The 16855-nt window shown below is 62.6% G+C and carries 12 protein-coding genes, 4 tRNA genes and 1 pseudogene; 3 read left to right on the forward strand and 14 right to left on the reverse strand.

The features are described from left to right. From JNK74_20360 to JNK74_20385, 6 genes and pseudogenes are all read right to left on the reverse strand, one after another. On the reverse strand, positions 1 to 61 hold a 61-nt coding region (locus JNK74_20360), incomplete at its 3' end, for an elongation factor Tu (protein MBL7648540.1). Between the two features lie 73 nt (positions 62 to 134). Continuing rightward, positions 135 to 210: transfer RNA gene (locus JNK74_20365), tRNA-Thr, on the reverse strand. Positions 211 to 225: 15 nt separating this feature from the next. Next, positions 226 to 301 (reverse strand) — tRNA-Gly (locus tag JNK74_20370). 42 nt (positions 302 to 343) lie between these two features. Beyond that, positions 344 to 429 (reverse strand) — tRNA-Tyr (locus tag JNK74_20375). A gap of 20 nt (positions 430 to 449) precedes the next feature. Further along, a tRNA-Thr gene (locus tag JNK74_20380) sits at positions 450 to 525 on the reverse strand. A 2000-nt stretch (positions 526 to 2525) separates the two neighbouring features. Then, positions 2526 to 2846, reverse strand: a pseudogene (locus tag JNK74_20385) (PKD domain-containing protein). 403 nt (positions 2847 to 3249) lie between these two features. Between JNK74_20385 and JNK74_20390 the strand changes: the two are divergent. Beyond that, the gene (locus tag JNK74_20390) at positions 3250 to 4521 is read left to right on the forward strand and encodes a tyrosine--tRNA ligase (GenBank protein ID MBL7648541.1); all 1272 of its coding nucleotides are present in this window, start codon (positions 3250 to 3252) and stop codon (positions 4519 to 4521) included. A 116-nt stretch (positions 4522 to 4637) separates the two neighbouring features. Here the strand turns inward: JNK74_20390 and JNK74_20395 are convergent, their stop codons facing one another. Then, positions 4638 to 5510, reverse strand: coding sequence for an AraC family transcriptional regulator (locus JNK74_20395; GenBank protein MBL7648542.1), 873 nt, complete (start codon positions 5508 to 5510; stop codon positions 4638 to 4640). An 845-nt stretch (positions 5511 to 6355) separates the two neighbouring features. On the opposite strand from JNK74_20395, the gene JNK74_20400 reads away from it, so the two are divergent. Beyond that, positions 6356 to 6553, forward strand: a complete 198-nt coding sequence (locus tag JNK74_20400) for a hypothetical protein (GenBank protein MBL7648543.1) — start codon at positions 6356 to 6358, stop codon at positions 6551 to 6553. Between the two features lie 67 nt (positions 6554 to 6620). Here the strand turns inward: JNK74_20400 and JNK74_20405 are convergent, their stop codons facing one another. From JNK74_20405 to JNK74_20420, 4 genes are all read right to left on the reverse strand, one after another. Then, on the reverse strand, positions 6621 to 8810 hold the full coding sequence (locus tag JNK74_20405; GenBank protein MBL7648544.1) for a DUF1343 domain-containing protein: 2190 nt from the start codon (positions 8808 to 8810) through the stop codon (positions 6621 to 6623). Between the two features lie 256 nt (positions 8811 to 9066). Further along, positions 9067 to 9339: a histone H1-like repetitive region-containing protein gene (locus JNK74_20410; GenBank protein ID MBL7648545.1), complete on the reverse strand. Its 273-nt coding sequence runs from the start codon at positions 9337 to 9339 to the stop codon at positions 9067 to 9069. A 1362-nt stretch (positions 9340 to 10701) separates the two neighbouring features. After that, positions 10702 to 11688 (reverse strand): endonuclease/exonuclease/phosphatase family protein, encoded by a 987-nt coding sequence (locus JNK74_20415; GenBank protein ID MBL7648546.1) that lies wholly within the window; start codon positions 11686 to 11688, stop codon positions 10702 to 10704. Then, entirely contained in the window at positions 11685 to 12155 is a 471-nt protein-coding gene (locus JNK74_20420; GenBank protein ID MBL7648547.1) for a hypothetical protein, read from the reverse strand. The genes JNK74_20415 and JNK74_20420 overlap by 4 nt, the downstream gene beginning before the upstream one ends. A gap of 156 nt (positions 12156 to 12311) precedes the next feature. Between JNK74_20420 and hslV the strand changes: the two genes are divergently transcribed. Next, on the forward strand, positions 12312 to 12854 hold the full coding sequence (hslV, locus tag JNK74_20425) for an ATP-dependent protease subunit HslV (GenBank protein ID MBL7648548.1): 543 nt from the start codon (positions 12312 to 12314) through the stop codon (positions 12852 to 12854). 82 nt (positions 12855 to 12936) lie between these two features. On the opposite strand, the gene JNK74_20430 is transcribed toward hslV, so the two are convergent. From JNK74_20430 to JNK74_20440, 3 genes are all read right to left on the reverse strand, one after another. Further along, positions 12937 to 13656 carry an SDR family oxidoreductase gene (locus JNK74_20430; GenBank protein MBL7648549.1) on the reverse strand — a complete coding sequence of 240 codons (720 nt, stop codon included), beginning with the start codon at positions 13654 to 13656 and terminating at the stop codon, positions 12937 to 12939. Between the two features lie 2 nt (positions 13657 to 13658). After that, positions 13659 to 15191: a YihY/virulence factor BrkB family protein gene (locus JNK74_20435; GenBank protein ID MBL7648550.1), complete on the reverse strand. Its 1533-nt coding sequence runs from the start codon at positions 15189 to 15191 to the stop codon at positions 13659 to 13661. 71 nt (positions 15192 to 15262) lie between these two features. Continuing rightward, entirely contained in the window at positions 15263 to 16789 is a 1527-nt protein-coding gene (locus JNK74_20440) for a L,D-transpeptidase family protein (GenBank protein ID MBL7648551.1), read from the reverse strand. Positions 16790 to 16855 lie beyond the last annotated feature (66 nt).

The following is a 16855-nucleotide window of genomic DNA, read 5'->3' on the forward strand; positions in this document are numbered from 1 at the left end:
CGTGACCGATGGTGCCCACGTTCACGTGCGGCTTGTTGCGCTCGAATTTTGCCTTCGCCATGTCTTCGTTTCTCCTTGCGCACACACCGGTGCTGCGACAACTTGGTCTTGCTGGGATATTGTAAGAGAAAAAATGGAGCCCACATCCGGATTCGAACCGGAGACCCCTTCCTTACCATGGAAGTGCTCTACCTACTGAGCTATGCGGGCGAACTGAAACTTTAATGGAGCGGGAAACGAGGTTCGAACTCGCGACCCTCAGCTTGGAAGGCTGATGCTCTACCAACTGAGCTATTCCCGCCCACGAATACGGCGGCACGCCGCCGGATACGATCAATTTAAATGGTGGTGGGTGCTGGATTTGAACCAGCGTAGGCGCAAGCCAACGGGTTTACAGCCCGTCCCCTTTAGCCACTCGGGCAACCCACCACAAAAGCTATTCAACTATATGGAGCTGGTGAAGGGATTCGAACCCCCGACCGGCTGATTACAAATCAGCTGCTCTACCAACTGAGCTACACCAGCTTGTCGTCGGTCAAAAAGACAGCCGCCTCAACCGAGGCGGCTGCACGTAGACTAACAAACACCGGCGGGCCATGTCAACCTCCGAACCACTTTTTTTCGGTGGTCCGGCAACTTTTTTCTCAGTTGGCCTCTTCCGCGAGCGCGGCCTCGGCGACCATGGAGACGCTATTGGTCACGCTGAAGCTGTTATTGACGACGACGATGTAGAAAATGGCGCTATCGGAGCCGAGATCGGCCTCGTAGTTTTCGAAGACCAGGGTGGAGCCGTTGGACGGCAGCACGGTGCCGGGAAGGCCCTCGCGATAGACGACCACGGTGATGCTCTGGTTGCGGCTGTCCGCAGTCCACTCGTCCCGGTTGAAGGTGAGGGTCAGCGAATCGGAGGTGGGCGCGACGGCCAGACGGGCGACGCGCGTGCTCAGCGGCGGGATGGCGGTCAGTTCCACATCGGCGCCGCCGGTCGCGCCGGCGATGGCGGCGTCTTCAATGGCTTCCGGCGCGAAGCGGTCTTCGTCCAGGACCAGGGGGAGTCTTCCCTCGTCGGAGGAGCGCAGTACGCCGCTGGGCCCGTGCTCGAAGGCGAGGTCCAGGGCGTAGTTGAGGTAGGCCTCGCCGAGGGGCACATTCAAGTGGGCGAAGAAGGCATTGTCGACCGCGCCGGCGGTAAGGCGGGCGGCGGCGTCATAGGTGAGGAGATTGACCGAATCGAGGGCGAGCCGGATTTCTTCGAGCATACCTTTCACCGGTCCGGTACCCTGGGCCACATAGGCGAGTGCGGGTTCGGGCTCATAGTAATTGAGCACGAAGCGGAAGAAGTCCTGGCTTGCGGCGGCGTAACCGGCCACTTCGGCGTCGACGGGGGCCAACACGGGGGTGGAAAGGAGCGCGACGTCGCCTTCGAGTTGGGTGCGATTTGCGCCGACACCGCCGATTTCCTGGCCGACGTGGAGTGCGAGGCCCTCGGTGATACCGGCGATGAAGGAGACGGCGGCATCATCGGCTTCGCTGTTGGCGGTCACTTCGGGGTAGTCGTAGCCGGCCACCACGGCGCGGGTGACGACTTCGGCGACCGCTTGATTTGCGCCGAGGATCTGGGCGATATCCGTATTTTCGGGATTGGCGGCCAGGCGGTCGGCGTTCCAGGTGGATATTGCGAGGAGCTGGCGGGGATCGACGACGACGCTGCCGAAGGGGCTGCCGGCGTAGAAGACGCTGTCGATGCTGCCGATGGCGGCGGGATAGAGCTCAACGGTATTGAAGAAGGTGACGGTGTGGGCGCCGTTGAGGGTGACGAGTCGGGGGCTCCGGGAGAGGACGCTCTCGAAGGCGCTCTGGGTGGCCCGCAGTCCGTTCTGGAGGGCTTCAAGGGTCTCGTCGATCTGTTCCTGGGTGAATTCCCGCTCGCCGAAGGAGGCGGCGTTCATAATATTGCCGAGGCGCAGGGCGGTAAGCTGGCGGAGCAGTTCCGGGCTCAGGCTGAGGTCCCAGGCGTCGTTCCAGTTGGTTCCGGTGGCGGCTTTTCCGGCCTGAGCGGTGGTGACGCGCTCCAGGGCGGCATCGGGCCGGTAGACGACGGTATAGAGGGCGGAGGCGGGCAGGCCGGTCACGCTGGCGACGACGCTGCCGGAGCGGATCTCGCCGAGAATCGGAATGACGAGACCATCCTGAAGCTGGGCGAGGATGTGTACTTTGGCGGGGATACGGCTGCCCGTGGGCACGACGTCCTCGGCATAGGGAATGGCGAGGAGCACGGGTTCGCCCGTGGCGGACATGTCGTTGCGGTCGTTGTCGTGGGTGATGGTGAAGGAATCGCCGACGCGGTTGATCGTTTCAAACACGTTGAAATTGATCTCGCGGTCGACGCGGGTGATGCCGAAGTTCACGTCGCCTTCCAGCGCGCCGGCGGCGACGGTAATGCTGACGCCGTTGGCCGTTGCGGTGCCGCCCGCCTCATCGAGCTGGGCCGAACCCTGGGGCGACTCGACGCGGATGTAGCCGGCGCGGGTGCGGGTGTGGCTGCCGCCGCTGCTGGTGACGGTGAGGGAGACGTTGAAGTTTCCCGCCGCCAGATAGGTGTGCACGGGGTTGGGCTCGTTGCTTCTGCCGCCGTCGCCGAAGTTCCACTGCCAACTCGTGATGGCGCCGTCGGAAACGGTGGAGGAAAGATCGGTGAAGGTGACCCGTAGTCCCGTATTTCCCGAGCGGGGCGTGGCGGAAAAGTTCGCCACCGGCTCGGGGTCGGGGGTGACCGGAGGACACCCTACGAGGGCCAGAGCGGCTGCGAACACAGTCATCATATGAGTAAAGGACCAGCGAGGCATGGCGGTTAAGTCTCTCCTGAGTTTGTTCCTCTACGGATTTGAATCGATCCAGGGATATAGATTCCCTGCCCGGAGCATATACAAATCCCCAATTCGTTCACCAGTTTGCGGGAATGTAAAGAAAAAGTCAACTAAATACCCGCAGTGCCTGCAAGTCAATTCTGGAATTTCGAAGTTTGGCCCCCTGGGCGGGGCGGCGGGGCGACTTGCGCCCCCTTTTTGGTCTTTGTTAAAGTAGGCTCATGAACCCTTTCCCCGCCAGAATTCTGTCGTATCGGCGCCTCGATTGTGCCGGTCGATACGGTCGCCTCGCCGACTTCGCCCCCGTTCCGGCCGCCGTCTGAATCCGGCCCCCCCCATCCCCTTGTACCCGGCCCCGGCTGTTATCTGTGGAGCATATCCCATGACATTGATTGAAGAACTATCCTGGCGCGGCCTGCTCCACCAGCAGACCCATGAGACGATCGGGGCGGAACTGGAAAAGGGCCCGATGACCCTTTACTGCGGGTTTGACCCCACGGCGGACAGCCTTCACGTGGGCAGTCTGGTGCCGATCATGGGTCTGGCCCATTTTCAGCGGGCGGGTCATCGCCCGATTGCGCTGGTGGGCGGCGGCACGGGCCTCATCGGCGATCCGAGCTTCAAGGCGACGGAACGGGCGCTTTTGACGAAGGAGCAGGTGGAGATCAACGCGGCGGGTATCCAGAAGCAACTGGCGCTGGTGCTGGACTTTGAGGGGCCCAACGGCGCGATTCTGCTCAATAACATCGACTGGCTTGGGAAGCTGGGCTTCATCGATTTTCTGCGCGATGTGGGCAAGCATTTCAGTGTGAACGTGATGCTGGGGAAGGAGTCGGTTCGCCAGCGTCTTGAAGACCGGGATCACGGGATTTCCTACACGGAATTCACCTACAGCCTGCTCCAGGCCTATGATTTCATGCAACTGAACGCGCACCATGGTTGCCGGCTGCAGATCGGGGGCAGCGATCAGTGGGGCAATATCGTGGCGGGGATGGACCTGACGCGGCGGGTGCTTAATGCGGAGACCTTCGGGCTGACGCTGCCGCTGGTGACAAAATCGGACGGTTCCAAGTTTGGCAAGTCGGAGTCGGGCAATATCTGGCTGGATGCGGCGCGGACTTCGCCCTATAAGTTTTACCAGTTCTGGTTGAATCAGGCGGATGCGGATGCGGCGCGGTATTTGAAATATTTCACCTTCCTCAGCCAGGAGGAGGTTGTGGATTATGAGCGCCAGATTTCGGAGGAGCCCCATAAGCGGGCCGCCCAGCAGCGCCTTGCGGAAGAGGTCACGCGCATGATTCATGGCGAGGATGCGCTGACCAACGCGGTGAAGGCGTCACAAGCCATGTTTGGCGGCGATCTGCGCGGTCTGGATGAGGCGACGCTGGCGGACCTGTTCAGCGAGGTGCCGAGCAGCACCCTCTCCCCCACTCTGCTTTCCGCGGGGCGGAACCTTCTGGAGGTTCTGGTGGAGGCGGGCGTTTTCCCGAGCAAGGGCGAGGGACGTCGCACGGTTAAGAATGGCGGACTTTACTTGAACAGCGCGCGCGTTGAAGATGAGGGCGCGGTGCTGGGCGTGGATTCACTGCTTACGGGCACGATGGCCGTGGTGCGTGTTGGCAAGAAGAATTACCACCTGCTGCGATTCGAGTGACCGTAGAAACAGTTTTGCAGGCCGCATTCCATCCGTGCCACGCGAACCCGCCTTTTGGCGAGGTCGTGTGGCACGTTTCGTATACCAGCGCCTCGGACGCTCTCTTGCACTTCTCGCTACCGCTGCTTGCGAAATTCGCCGGGGGTAACGCCGCAGAAACGCTTGAAGGCGACGGAGAAGGCGAACTCGTTGTGGTAGCCCACCATCTCCGCGACGTTGCGGATTTTGCAGTCGAGGATGATGAGCAGATCCTGGGCGCGTTCCATGCGCAGGCGGGTGACCATGCGCATGGGCGAGGTGCCCGTGGCGGCCTGTACCATGCGGTGGAGGTGGGCCACCGACACGTGCAACTCTTCGGCCATGTGCTCGACTTCCCACTGGTGGTCGAGACTGGCGTTTACCTTTTCCCAGAGCTTGTCGAGGCGCACGTGCAGGTCGCTGCCTTCGGATTCGACACCGTGACCGAATTCGCGCTCCAGATAGAGGGCGATCAACTCAGCGTGGAGACGCGCGGCCCGGGGCGATGAGCGGCTGATGCCATGAGATTCCCGCAGGAATTCCGCCATGGACTTCTCCAACTGGGAGGTGAGGGCGGTGCCCCGGACGACGATGGTCTCCTCTCTCAGGTGGCGCCAGCGGCCGGTGTCGGTCAGGTGGAACCAGAGAAAGGACCAGGGTCCGCGGTAGGGCCGGTAGTTAAAGGCGGTTCCGGCGGGAATGAGGAGGGCCTGGTCGCGTCCGACGCGTCGGACGGGGTACTTGCTGAAGACCTGCCCATGTCCCTTAAAGGGATAGAGCAAAAGGTGAAAACCCGGATTGGTGCGTCCGATTTCGTAGCCGGGATGGGCCTCGGTGATTCCGCCTTCCGCGATGCCTTTTTTTTCCACGACGGCGGCCCGCTCGGAGCGGCGGGGAAAGTAGTGTTCCCGGCAGTAGGGCGACCACTTTTTCAAGTCTTGAATCACCAGATCCGGTACGATGTCTGACATGGCGCATCACCTCATGATTCCGTAGTGCACGCGGGATTTTCACAGAATTTCCCGCAGTCCCGTGGTGCGAGATTGCTGGAGAAATCAGGGGATTCTCCGATCCCCCGCCAGTATACCCCATGAGATTCCGACAAATAAACTTGATAGATACAACCATGGATAGCGGGGACGGAGTTCGGTACTATTAGGCGTTGTCACTGAGAGTAGACTGATTGGACGTCGTCAATTCTCTTGTCTAGCCGGGGTGTGGCTCTGCTACACCCCGGTACTTTTTTTGGGGCCCATCCGGTTTGAGGAGACTTTGCGGTATCTCAGCGAGACCTTCCAGACTTTCCTCCGGCGGCCTCCCCGAGCATTTTGAACCAATTGGCGGTTGTGAGGGATCTGGAGATCTGCCAATCCGCGAAGCGGATAGCAGATTACCGTGACTGCGTTTTCCACCGTCCGCTACGTGGATTCAACCCCAGGCAAACCCAAAGTCTGGGGCTTACGCCCCGGGGCACTGACTCCCGTCTACTTCGTGGACTAAGACAAACGTACGGACGCACTTCCACCCCTTGCCATCCCTCTTGCACGTTCAAAGGTCATCGTTAGCTCCGCCAACGCCGTTCCCATTCGTGCCTGGGCTGGGCGGCCGAACAGCGTCTGATTTTTCTGCGCGGGGCGAACGGCTGTTCGAGATTCGGCGCATCCCGCTCTTGGGTGGCGTTGGGGCACGGTCTTATCCCCGGCGGGTCGCGGTTGCGGGTGGCGCCCCGCACACTTTCGCTGGTGTTTTTTTTGCCGCCGCCTTCCTGCTACACTGTCGGGAACAAAAAATTCACCAGCAGAAGGAGCTCTCCGGCATGATCTTTGTGAAGACGTTCAAGGGATACGAGGACAAGATTTTCGATCTGGATACCGCGGTCAACCAGTGGTTACTGCAGGCGCGGGTGGAAGTGGTTGACATCAAGACCGTACTGGCCCACGAGATCGACGGGCGCGCGGGCTCCGGGGATTTGATCTACACCGTGCTTTACAAGGCCGACGCCCCTCTCGACTGAGGCGTTGCGGCAGCGTCCTTGCCTATATCTGAGATCTTCGGCCGCCGGCATGCGCCGGCGGCTATTTTTATGTCTCGTAGCGCCGTGGTCGCGCGGCGTCGAAGCGCGCGAGTTCCGCGTCCAGCGATTGCACATAGTCTTCGGTTTTGATTCCGGATTGAATCGCCCGGCGCAGCGCCTCGCCGCCTGCGAGGGTATCGAAGAAGGGCTTCCACTCCAGGTTTTTTTCGTGGGTTTGTTGGATGGCGCGAAGGAGGGCGCAGGCCAGCCGGAAGGGGCGCGCGTCGGCGGCACGCTCCAGATGGATCCGGATCCCGTTGCAGTTCTGATCGCGATAGACGGGTGAACTTGCCTTGCCGGGAATGGCGCGAGGGGTGTAGGTGATGGCCTCCAGCCGGCAGCCGCGCTGGTCTTCCTTTTTGATTCCGCCGATGACTTTTCCCGCGTCGAGCCAGGGCGCGCCCAGGACCTGGAAGGGCGTATCGGTGCCCCTTCCCTCATTGAGATTGACGCCCTCGAAGAGGCAGGTCCCGATGTAGAGGAGTGCGGACTCGAAGGTGGGAATATTGGGTGAGGGCGGCACCCAGGGCAGGGCGCACTGGGGCGCCAGGAAGGATCGGGGCCAGGCGTTGAGTTCGCTTACGGAGAGATCGACGGCGGCGCAGGACGTGAAGGTGCTTTTGAAGAACATGGCAAGTTCGCCGAGGGTCATGCCATGGCGCACGGGGATGGGCGCGCAGCAGACGAGGGAACCCACGCTGGTGGCGATGGGTCCTTCGAGTATGGCGCCGCCGAGTGGGTTGGGCCGGTCCAGCACCATGACCGGTACGGCGGCCTCGGCACAGACTTCCATGCAGTCTTTCATGGTGGCCATGTAGGTGTAGTACCGTGCGCCGATATCGGGAAGGTCGACGAGGAGCAGGTCCACATCGCGCAACTGGTCGCGGGTGGGCTTCTTCTGATCGCCGTAGAGGCTGACGAGGGGAATGGGGGCGCGCTGCACACCGACGTTCTCCCCCGCTTCCGCCTGGCCGCTGAACCCGTGCTCCGGACTGAAGACGCGCACCACGGTGACCTCGGACGCCAGTGCGAGGACGTCGAGGAGGGGGCGCCCGGCGAGGTCGATTGCGCCGTGATTGGCGAGGACGGCGACACGCTTCCCCTTTAACGCGTCGAAGGCGTCCCAGGTGATTCGATCCAGGCCGGTATGTGCGTTGGTGGTGACGGGATGGCAGGCCGCGGCCACGGGTTCGTGAAAGGTGCGACGCAGTGTGGCGTTGTCCCGCAGGTCACGGGTCGGGTGGGGCGTGTTGCTCAGGAGTATCACGAAATGGTGGGAGTCGAGGTCCAACCAGAGGCTTGTGCCGGTCCAACCGGTGTGACCAATGGCGCGCCGCGAGCGCAAGTGCCCTTCGGAGCCCTCGGCCCAGGGATCGATCTTCCAGCCGAGCACCTGCCATGGGTAGCGGGCTACGGCGCCCGGCCGCGCCATCATGGCGATGGTCTCGGGCTTGAGTAGCTTTCCGCCCAGGAGCCCGCGACAGAATCGCGCCAGGTCGCCCGCGGGCGCGAAGAGCCCGGCATGGCCGGAGACGCCACCGACGGCGTAGGCGTTTTCATCATGAACTTCGCCCCGCATCAATTTGCCGCGCCAGGGGCATTGCTCGGTTGCGGCGCAGCGCTCCCGCCAGGCCGCGGGAATATTGAAGCCGGTGTGTTCCATGCCGAGGGGCTTGAAGATATTCTCTTGGGCGAACGAATCCAGCGCATTCTTCCCGATGATTTCCACGATGCGCCCGAGCATCATGAATCCGAGATCGGAATAGACACGCTGTTCGCCGGGCGCCGATTCGAGGGGCAGGGCGGCGATGCGCTGGATATACTCATCGACGGAGCCGGCTTCCTTGTGCCAGGTCTTGAACGGAGGCAGGCCCGCGGTATGGGTGAGCAGATGGCGCGGGGTGATGGTCTTGAATGCGGGCAGGGGAAGTATTTCCGAGACCGGCCGATCGAGATCGAGCAGGCCCCGCTCGTGGAGGAGGAGGACGGAAGTGGCCGTCGCGATGACTTTGGTGAGAGAGGCCAGGTCGTAGATAGTGTCGCGTCGGGCCGCTTCGGGCTCGGGCAGAAGGGTGCGCATGCCGACGGCCTCGTGAAAGAGCGTCTCGCCCCCATGGCCGACGTAGCCCACGGCTCCCGGCGCACCGGAGTCCTTGACGGCCCGCTCCAGCGCCTCGTTGAATTCGCTTGCTCCCATAACCATCCTTGTCGCGTGTGCATTGGGCCAAGGGCGCCGCGTCGGGCGCCACCGAGCCCCAAGCATAGCGTTCGCGGCATTCAAATTAAAGGGCGGCATGCCCGAGGTACCGCGCGGGCATGTGATCGCGGCACGCGAGATCGCCCGCGTAGACGAAAAAAGGCCCGCAGGAATCCTGCGGGCCTCCACAACTCAGCGCGGAAGAGCGCCAGCCACCATGGTCTCGGGGCTGGTGCCCTGGTGTATGTGGGGTAACTTACTTTGCGGCGGCTTTCTTGGCGGCCGGCTTTTTCGCAGCGGGCTTCTTTGCGGCGGCTTTTTTCGCAGCAGGCTTCTTCGCGGCGGGCTTCTTCGCAGCAGGCTTCTTGGCGGCCGGCTTCTTCGCGGCGGGCTTCTTCGCGGCCGGCTTCTTCGCAGCAGGCTTCTTCGCGGCGGCCTTCTTCGCAGCGGGTTTCTTCACAGCGGCCTTCTTGGCGGCGGGTTTCTTTGCAGCCGGCTTCTTAGCGGCAGGCTTCTTTGCAGCGACCATGTCATTTCTCCTTTTGTATTCCATCGTTGTACCACTTCGAACACACACAGCATTGAATCACGGCAACAGGCCGTGTGCTGCCGGCCTCCCGCCTTCCGCGGGGCGAGGGGCCTACCAAGCGGGTTGCAGCCCGCGAATTGGCAGTTTAAACCGGGGCGCCACAACGGCGCCCATTCAACTTTACTCCGGCGATATCCCGCTGGGAACACGCCATCAAACGAATGCGACCCGCACCTGCGCGGGCGCATGAATACCCTTTATCGATACCTGGAGGATTCCGCGCGCCCAATTTCGCGCGGTATCGCCGCCGTGAGCGGCACGGTGTAGTGATTGACGGGCCTTCGTTGGGCCATCGTCGGCGGAGCGCAACTACTTCTTTGCGGCCGGTTTCTTGGCGACCGGCTTTTTCGCAGCGGGCTTCGCGGCGGCCGCCGTTTTCGCGGCGGGCTTCTTTTTGTCAGCGGCCATGTCATTTCTCCTGTTGCATTTTCACCTTCGAACACTTCACCCGCAGCCCGGCGCCTGGCAAGAGGCCACGAACCGGCCGCCTTTCGCGTTCCGCGGGGCGAAAGGCCAGCTCAGCGGGAACAGCCCGCATGAGCGCATGGATGGTGTAGCGTGCCCGGACCGAATCCGGCGCGGGCGGGCGCGTTCAAGGCGGAGGGGAAAGCGAAGCGTTCTAGGGCACTAATCGCGCCGCTGTCACATGAGCGACCTCCTGTACGAAAGCGCTTCTGTGTCCTTTGCTTCATCCGATCCGTGCGAACCTCGCTCCGGGAAGTGCAGCCTGCGCTTCATTGAGAGGTGGTTCACGCGCCGTCGAAATTTTTGATTCAAATTTTCTCTACCGATTGTGTAACAGACAAACAAGAAAAAGGCAAGTATTTTTTTGTGCTTTTTTAAAATTTTTTTTGGTTTGATCCACGCTCTCGCACAGGCATGCGCGCCTTGATCGCGCGAAGGTGCGCGCGACTTCGACGCACTTCGCGCCTTAACGTCGCGCGGCGACGGCGCTTCACCGCGGCCATTCGCGGGGATAGAGCATGCATTTCACCCTTATAAACAAAGGGTAAAATAGAACTCACTCACCACACCAGGAGCGGGCGCGCATGCGCGGCGGGTGCGGCGACGCGACGTTTCCCGGTGACGCCCAACACGCCAACGAAGCATTGATCGGAGTCAACACGGCGCGGCGACCATCAGAAAAAAAATTTCGTTACGGCGATCTTTGCGACGCTTCGCCGCAGTGAAATCGATCGCGCGCGCGATGGAACGCGACGACGTTGCGGCGCGAACGTGTTGATCGCGAATGGATGGGGAGAGCCGTCGCGGTGCTTTCGCGTGTGCGGCGGCGTCATCGCATCATGCGGGTGGGACGAAGAGATCGACGATGATGGGCAGATGATCGGAGCCGATATCCGGACCCGTCGCGAAGGATGTGACGTCGATGTCGCCCCGGATCAGACATTGATCGAGCGGCAGACGCGCGAAAGGCACCCAAGTGGGCCAGGTGCCCCGCGGCCCGAAGCCCTGCCGCGCGTTGCGCAGGTCCATCCCTTGCACAAATCGCCGGTATTCCGGCGAGAACATGGTGAGATTGAGGTCTCCGAGCAGTACAGCGGGGCCGGATTGTTCCTCGAACCAGTTTCGGATCGATTTGAGGTGTCGATTTCGATGATCGGCCATGAGCTTTCCAATAGGGGGCAATGCGTGCACATCGAGGATGGACAGTGTGCGTCCCGCGACTTCAACGGTGGCCGCGAGCGCGGGCACGTCGTGCTCCCGTTGAAACAATACGCCGCTCATGCCGCCCGGCAGGCGGCTGTAGAAGGCGATACCGAAATTGTCGGCGCGGGGCACGATGGAATTGACTGGAAATCGGACATGGAGCGCTTCGAGGGCCTCCGCCCAGGCGTCATCCGCCTCCTGCACGCAGATCACATCGGGGTCCACGGCGTCCACGAGGGCGAGGAATCGATCTTTGTCCATGTTGGAGGTAAGCACGTTGGCCAGCAGGAGGCGCAGGTTGGGCTGTTGGGATGTTGATGGGGTGGGCAGATACCACGATAGAGGCTGCATGAGCTGGAGCGCGAGCACGATAGCCGCGGCTCCGGCCCATCGCCATCGCCTTATCAGCGAAAATTGCAGGAGTGCCGCGGCGGTTAGCATCCCATGCCAGGCGACGAAGTGGCTGAGTATTTCCAGAAGCCAGTGGAGCGTTCCCAACGCGCCCAGAAGCGTGGCGAGGCCCGACACGACGAGGAGAATCTTTGCGCGCAGGAAAATTCCACGCGCGAGGCCGCTTTCCGGCGTCGCCAGTGCGGTCAAGGTCGTCCCGATCCGACTCATGGCAACTCCAGCAGCGCGAAGTCCGGGCTTTCGCGGAAGTCTCGGAGGCGGGGATCGCTCTGGATACGCTGGGCGGCGTCCGGGTCGGCAGCGACGGCGTCCCTCAGTAGCGCGACGCCTTCCTTGATGCTGCGGGCGGCCGTGATGTAGAAGATGCCGAGTTCAATCATTCCTTCGGCCTCGCGCGGCTGGAGCGCCTGGGCCATCTTGAACTGGCTTTCGGCTTCGCCGAGGCGGCCCAGCCGGGCCAGGAGCGCGCCGAGTGCGAAGCGGGGCGGAAGCCACAGGGGCATGATGCGAATGCATTCTTCCAGGTGGGCCGCGCTTGCTTCGTGATTGCCGCGGGCGAGTTCGGCCTGGGCCTTTTCCCAGGCGTCGACCATCCGTCGCTGGCTCCGCTGGCGCATGGCCATCTGGAAGACCACAAGTCCGCCGAGGCTGCAAATTCCGATCAATAATTCCGTCATGGTACTTCCGACTTTCCGCGCGATCGTTGTCCCGGCGCGCTGAATCTTAGCGCGGGGCAACCCGCATTTTGTACAATGGCGCGGCCCGCTCATTGCAGGGCCTCACAGTCTCAATTTCGGCACCACCGGTCGGCGCCTCGCCGCGGGAGCACAGGTATGCATGAATTCCACGCCACCACGGTCATCTCTGTCCGCAAGAATGGCATCGTAGCCATTGGCGGCGACGGTCAGGTCACCCTCGGCAACACGGTGATGAAGGGCAACGCGATGAAAGTGCGCCGCCTGGCCGACGGCGCGGTGCTCGCGGGCTTTGCCGGGGCGGTGTCCGACGCCTTCGCATTGTTCGAGCGCTTTGAAGGCAAGTTGCAGGAGTATAACAAGAATCTTGCCCGCGCCGCCGTTGAACTGGGCAAGGAGTGGCGCACGGACAAGTACTTGCGCCAGCTCAACGCCTTGCTTGCGGTCTGCGACAAAGATCAGTCGCTCCTTATCGCCGGTACGGGGGAGATTATCGAGCCTGAGGATGGCATCCTCGCCATCGGTTCGGGCGGATCATTCGCCCTGGCGGCGGCGCGCAGCCTGATCAAGCACACGGACATGAGCGCGGAGGACGTGGTGCGCGAGTCGCTGCTGACGGCGGCGGAGATCTGCATCTACACCAACACGAATATCAATATCGAGACCCTTAAGTCGAATTGACCGGTACGGGTTTCGGGATTCAGGATGAATGATCGGGCCGATCTGATCTGGGTGATCGACCCTACTCCAGACTCCAGGCTTTTCAAAGCGGCGCGCTGTCGAATCGACGGAGGTGCACGATGTCCGTGGCGGCGCGGGGGCTCTGGGTCGCCAGGAAGAGGGCCGCGTGGGCGATATCCTCGGGCAGCATCCATCCGGTCTTGTCGCGATGGGGCATGGCCTCTTCCGACAATCGCGTGACGACGCCGCCGGGGCACAAGGCGTGGACGCCGATGCCGAATTCGCTCAATTCGAGGGCGAGGGTCTTGGTCAATCCATTCACGGCGTGCTTCGCGGCACAATAGGCGCTCTGCTCTGCGATGGGTTTCAGGCCGGACACGCTTGAGACGTTGATGATGCGTCCCGCGCGCCGGGCCATCATGGCGGGCAGCACGCGCCGGGTGCAGAGAAAAACGCTGGTGAGGTTTGCCGCGAGGGTTTCGTTCCAATCGTCCAGCGAGAGGTCCGCAAAGGGCTTGAAGCGCGCCATCCCTGCGTTGTTAACGAGGATGTCGGTGGGTCCGAGTACGGATTCAGCGGCGGCAAAGGCCTGGTTTACCGAGTCTTCGCGGGTCACGTCGCAGACGATTGCTTCGGCGCGCGCGCCCAGGCCTCGGACGATGGACGCGGTCTCCTCGATCTCGTCCTTACTGCGCGCCAGGGCGGCGATGTTGCAGCCCTGCGCCGCGAAGGCTTCCGCGATGGCCCTCCCTATTCCGCGGCCGGCTCCCGTGATAATTGCATTCTTTCCCTTCAACAACAAGGCTATCCTTCCTTTGTGGCGAGGTCGGCCAGGCTGATGGCCGCCGCGCATCCATCCGCGGCCCCGAGGCCCGCGTATATTTCTCGATACAACTCTTCCCCCCGCAACTGGGAGGGCTCTTCCCCATGTTCGCGCTGGGCCCGGACCACGTCGATCACGTGTATGGTGTCCGCCGCGCGCGCCGGTTGATAGGTTACGGGCTGGGTGGCGCAGGCGGTCGCGAGGCGGGCCGCGAGCAGCACGTTGAGGGCCTCGTTGACGAGGCGGAGGGGAACGTTCCAGGCGTTGGCTACTTCTCCCGCGGACAGGGCGGGCTTGCCGTGGGCGAAGCGGCGGACCATTTCGACCATGAGTCGCAACGCGACGGACTCGCGGTAGGCGTAGCTTGCTCTGTCCGCGAGACGTTCCAGGGCGAAGGTTTTTTCATTCTGGTATGCGAAGGTAACGAGCGCGCCGAAGAGGAGGATGACCCAGCTTGTGTATATCCAGGCGAGGAGCATGGGGAACAGGGCGAAGGTTGAGAAGAAGAAGGTGTATTGCGCGAGGCCCACATTGAAGGCCACATAGGCCCAGGAGGTCAGGGTCCAGAGAATGCCGGCGAAGAGCCCGCCGACGAAGGCGCAGCGGGCGCTCACGGAGGTGTTGGGCACGAAGTAGTAGAGGGCCGCGAAGGTGCATGAGATGATGAGCACCTGGGAGCCGCGGAGGACCACGGACAGATTGCCGAGCGAATCGTTGGTGCCGAGCGCGGCGGCGAGTCCGAAGACGGCGGCGGCCACGATGGGCAGGAGCAGCGTGATCATGACGTAGTCGCTGAGGCTGTGGAAGATACTCCGGGTTTCTTTCACGCCCCAGATCCGATTAAAGGCCCATTCCACGTTGCGCATGAGTCCGAGGACGGTGATGAGGATGTACATGAGGCCGGTCAGCCCCAGGGTGCGCACGTCGGTGGCCTTTGATTCTACGATATCCACGATGAACTCTACGGGATCGGCGAGCCCGTTTTCATCGGCCTCCTGAGAAATGGTGGGCAGGAAAATTCGGAGGATGTCGGTCACCAGCTCCTGGCTTGCATCGCTCGCTTCGGGCGGCGTCGCGGCGGGCGCCACGGCTACGGTGGCGGCCTCATGCGCGGCGGGCACGACCTCTTCGCCGACGTCGTCGCGGGGCGTTTCCTCGCCTCCGATGGAGGAGCGGACGACGTGTACGACCTGCTCGATGCGATGGTTGACCCAGTCGGAGATCTGGCCATAGATATGGTCGCCCAGATTGAAGGTCTGGATGAAGGAGAACATGAACACGAGAAAGGGAACGAGGAAGAGCAGCGTGGTGAAGGAGAGTGCGGAGGCGCGCAGCAGCAGCGTCTCCTCCACGATGCCGCGGAAGAGGAGGATACCCACGCGGACCTGGCGGATGACAAAGCCCGAGGGAACGGCCTCGCCCGGCTTGCCGATATACCAGATATCGTGGCGCAGGAATCGTTCGCCCCGTTCGAGCGCCGCGGAGGCGCGCGCGATGTAGTTTCTAACGTTCATACTTCATGCTATCGCCCGCTGTGGGTGGAAGGCAAACCGGGAAAGGATGCCGGAGTGGGGGCTGCCGTCTTCTAGAGGGCCCGTATGCTGACGGGCGTGCCAACTTCGACGAAGGTGAACAGTTCTTCCACGTCCGCCGGTCGCATGCGGATGCACCCCCGGCTCATGTTTGCGCCGATGGAGGCGAGATCGTCCGTGGCGTGAATGCCGAGGGGCGTGGGGCCGGAAGCGTCGCCGAGGCCTATCCATCGCGAGCCGAGTTCATTGCCCGGCGCGCCGGCCGGTATGGGATTGCCCCGGTTGTACCACTCGGGGTCTTCAATCTTGTTTACGATCTCAAATTCCCCTTCCGGGGTTTTGCCCGGCGCGCCGAGGCCGATGGGATAGACCGCCCGTATGGCGTTGTTGTCCAGCACGCTCAAGATGTGCCGCGTGGTGTCGATTTCGATGCGCATGCGCGCGGCCGATGGATCGGCTCCCCCCTCTTCCGCGGTCTTTTCGGGTGGTTGAAAGGCGAAGGCATTGACGAGGGGCGCTTGGGCCTCGGGACTATCGGGGGAGGCGCTCAAGGCGGCCAGAAACTCTTGCCGCAGCGCCCGCCACGATTCGGGAATGGCTTGCGCCTCTTCCCAGGGCCGTTTCAGGATGTTGAGGGCCTCATCCGTGTCGCCTTCGCCCGCGAGGGCCTGGGCCTCGCCCAGTTCCGCGATGAATCGCTCCAGCGGTGTTCCCTCGGGGCGGCTCTGGGCCGTGTTGAAGGCTTGTGCGGCGGCGGGGAATCGCCCTTGAATGAGAAAGAGGCTCCCCCGGTTCAAATAGTAGGATGGGCCCGATTCCAATATATGTTCGATGCGCGCATTGATTCTGGCGGAGGGATCGGCGCCCGGGGAGTCGCCGGAGGCTTTCGCCGTTGGTACCGCCGCCGGCACGGAGATGGAGGCTGGGGTCGGCCGCGGGGTTTGGATACTTGTTGTTCCTGGCGACTGTTCGTAGAAGCCGAGTCGCCAGAGCGCCAGCATGGTCAACGTGGAAACGGTCGCGCCGAAGCACAGCATCAACAGGAGCAGCCAGAGCCATCGGTAGGAGCGCCTTCGGGTCGTGTCCGGGTCGGGCAGTCCGTCTTGTGCCTCGGCCGCGCCCTTGCGGCGGGCGGCGTCACTGATTTCGACGCGGACGGCGGGCTCCATGGCGGCGAGCCGCCGCTGAATCGAGGCGGCCAGCTCGGCGGATTCGTCGCGGGTGGCGGGCCGGTAGCCCGCGCCGGTCATATCGGTTGCGGGAAAGGACTGGAGGAAGCGAACGCCCATGGCATAGTCTCCCCGGCCCTGTAGCGGGCGCGTCCATACGACTTCGCCGCGCACCATGATCACGTCGCCGGGTTCGGCGGCGCCGTCGGGATGGAGCTCGAGCTCCAGGTGGCGACCGGCGAGGTCGGGCTGGGAGGTGTGAACGAGGAGGCCGCTGGCGCTGATATCCACAGCCATCCCCTGGCGCAGCAATCCCTCGCCGCGCACCCCGGCAAAGACCACGCGTCTGCTGATGGGCTCCCGACGCGCCGTTCGGCGTTCCTGTCCTTTGCCGGAGAGTTCTACCGACATTGTGTTTCCTTGCAGTGTGATGGAGCCGAGATTGCGCTACCGGTGGGAAGTATATCATGAAATGCG

The organism is Candidatus Hydrogenedentota bacterium, assembly GCA_016791475.1.
Classification (GTDB): domain Bacteria; phylum Hydrogenedentota; class Hydrogenedentia; order Hydrogenedentales; family JAEUWI01; genus JAEUWI01.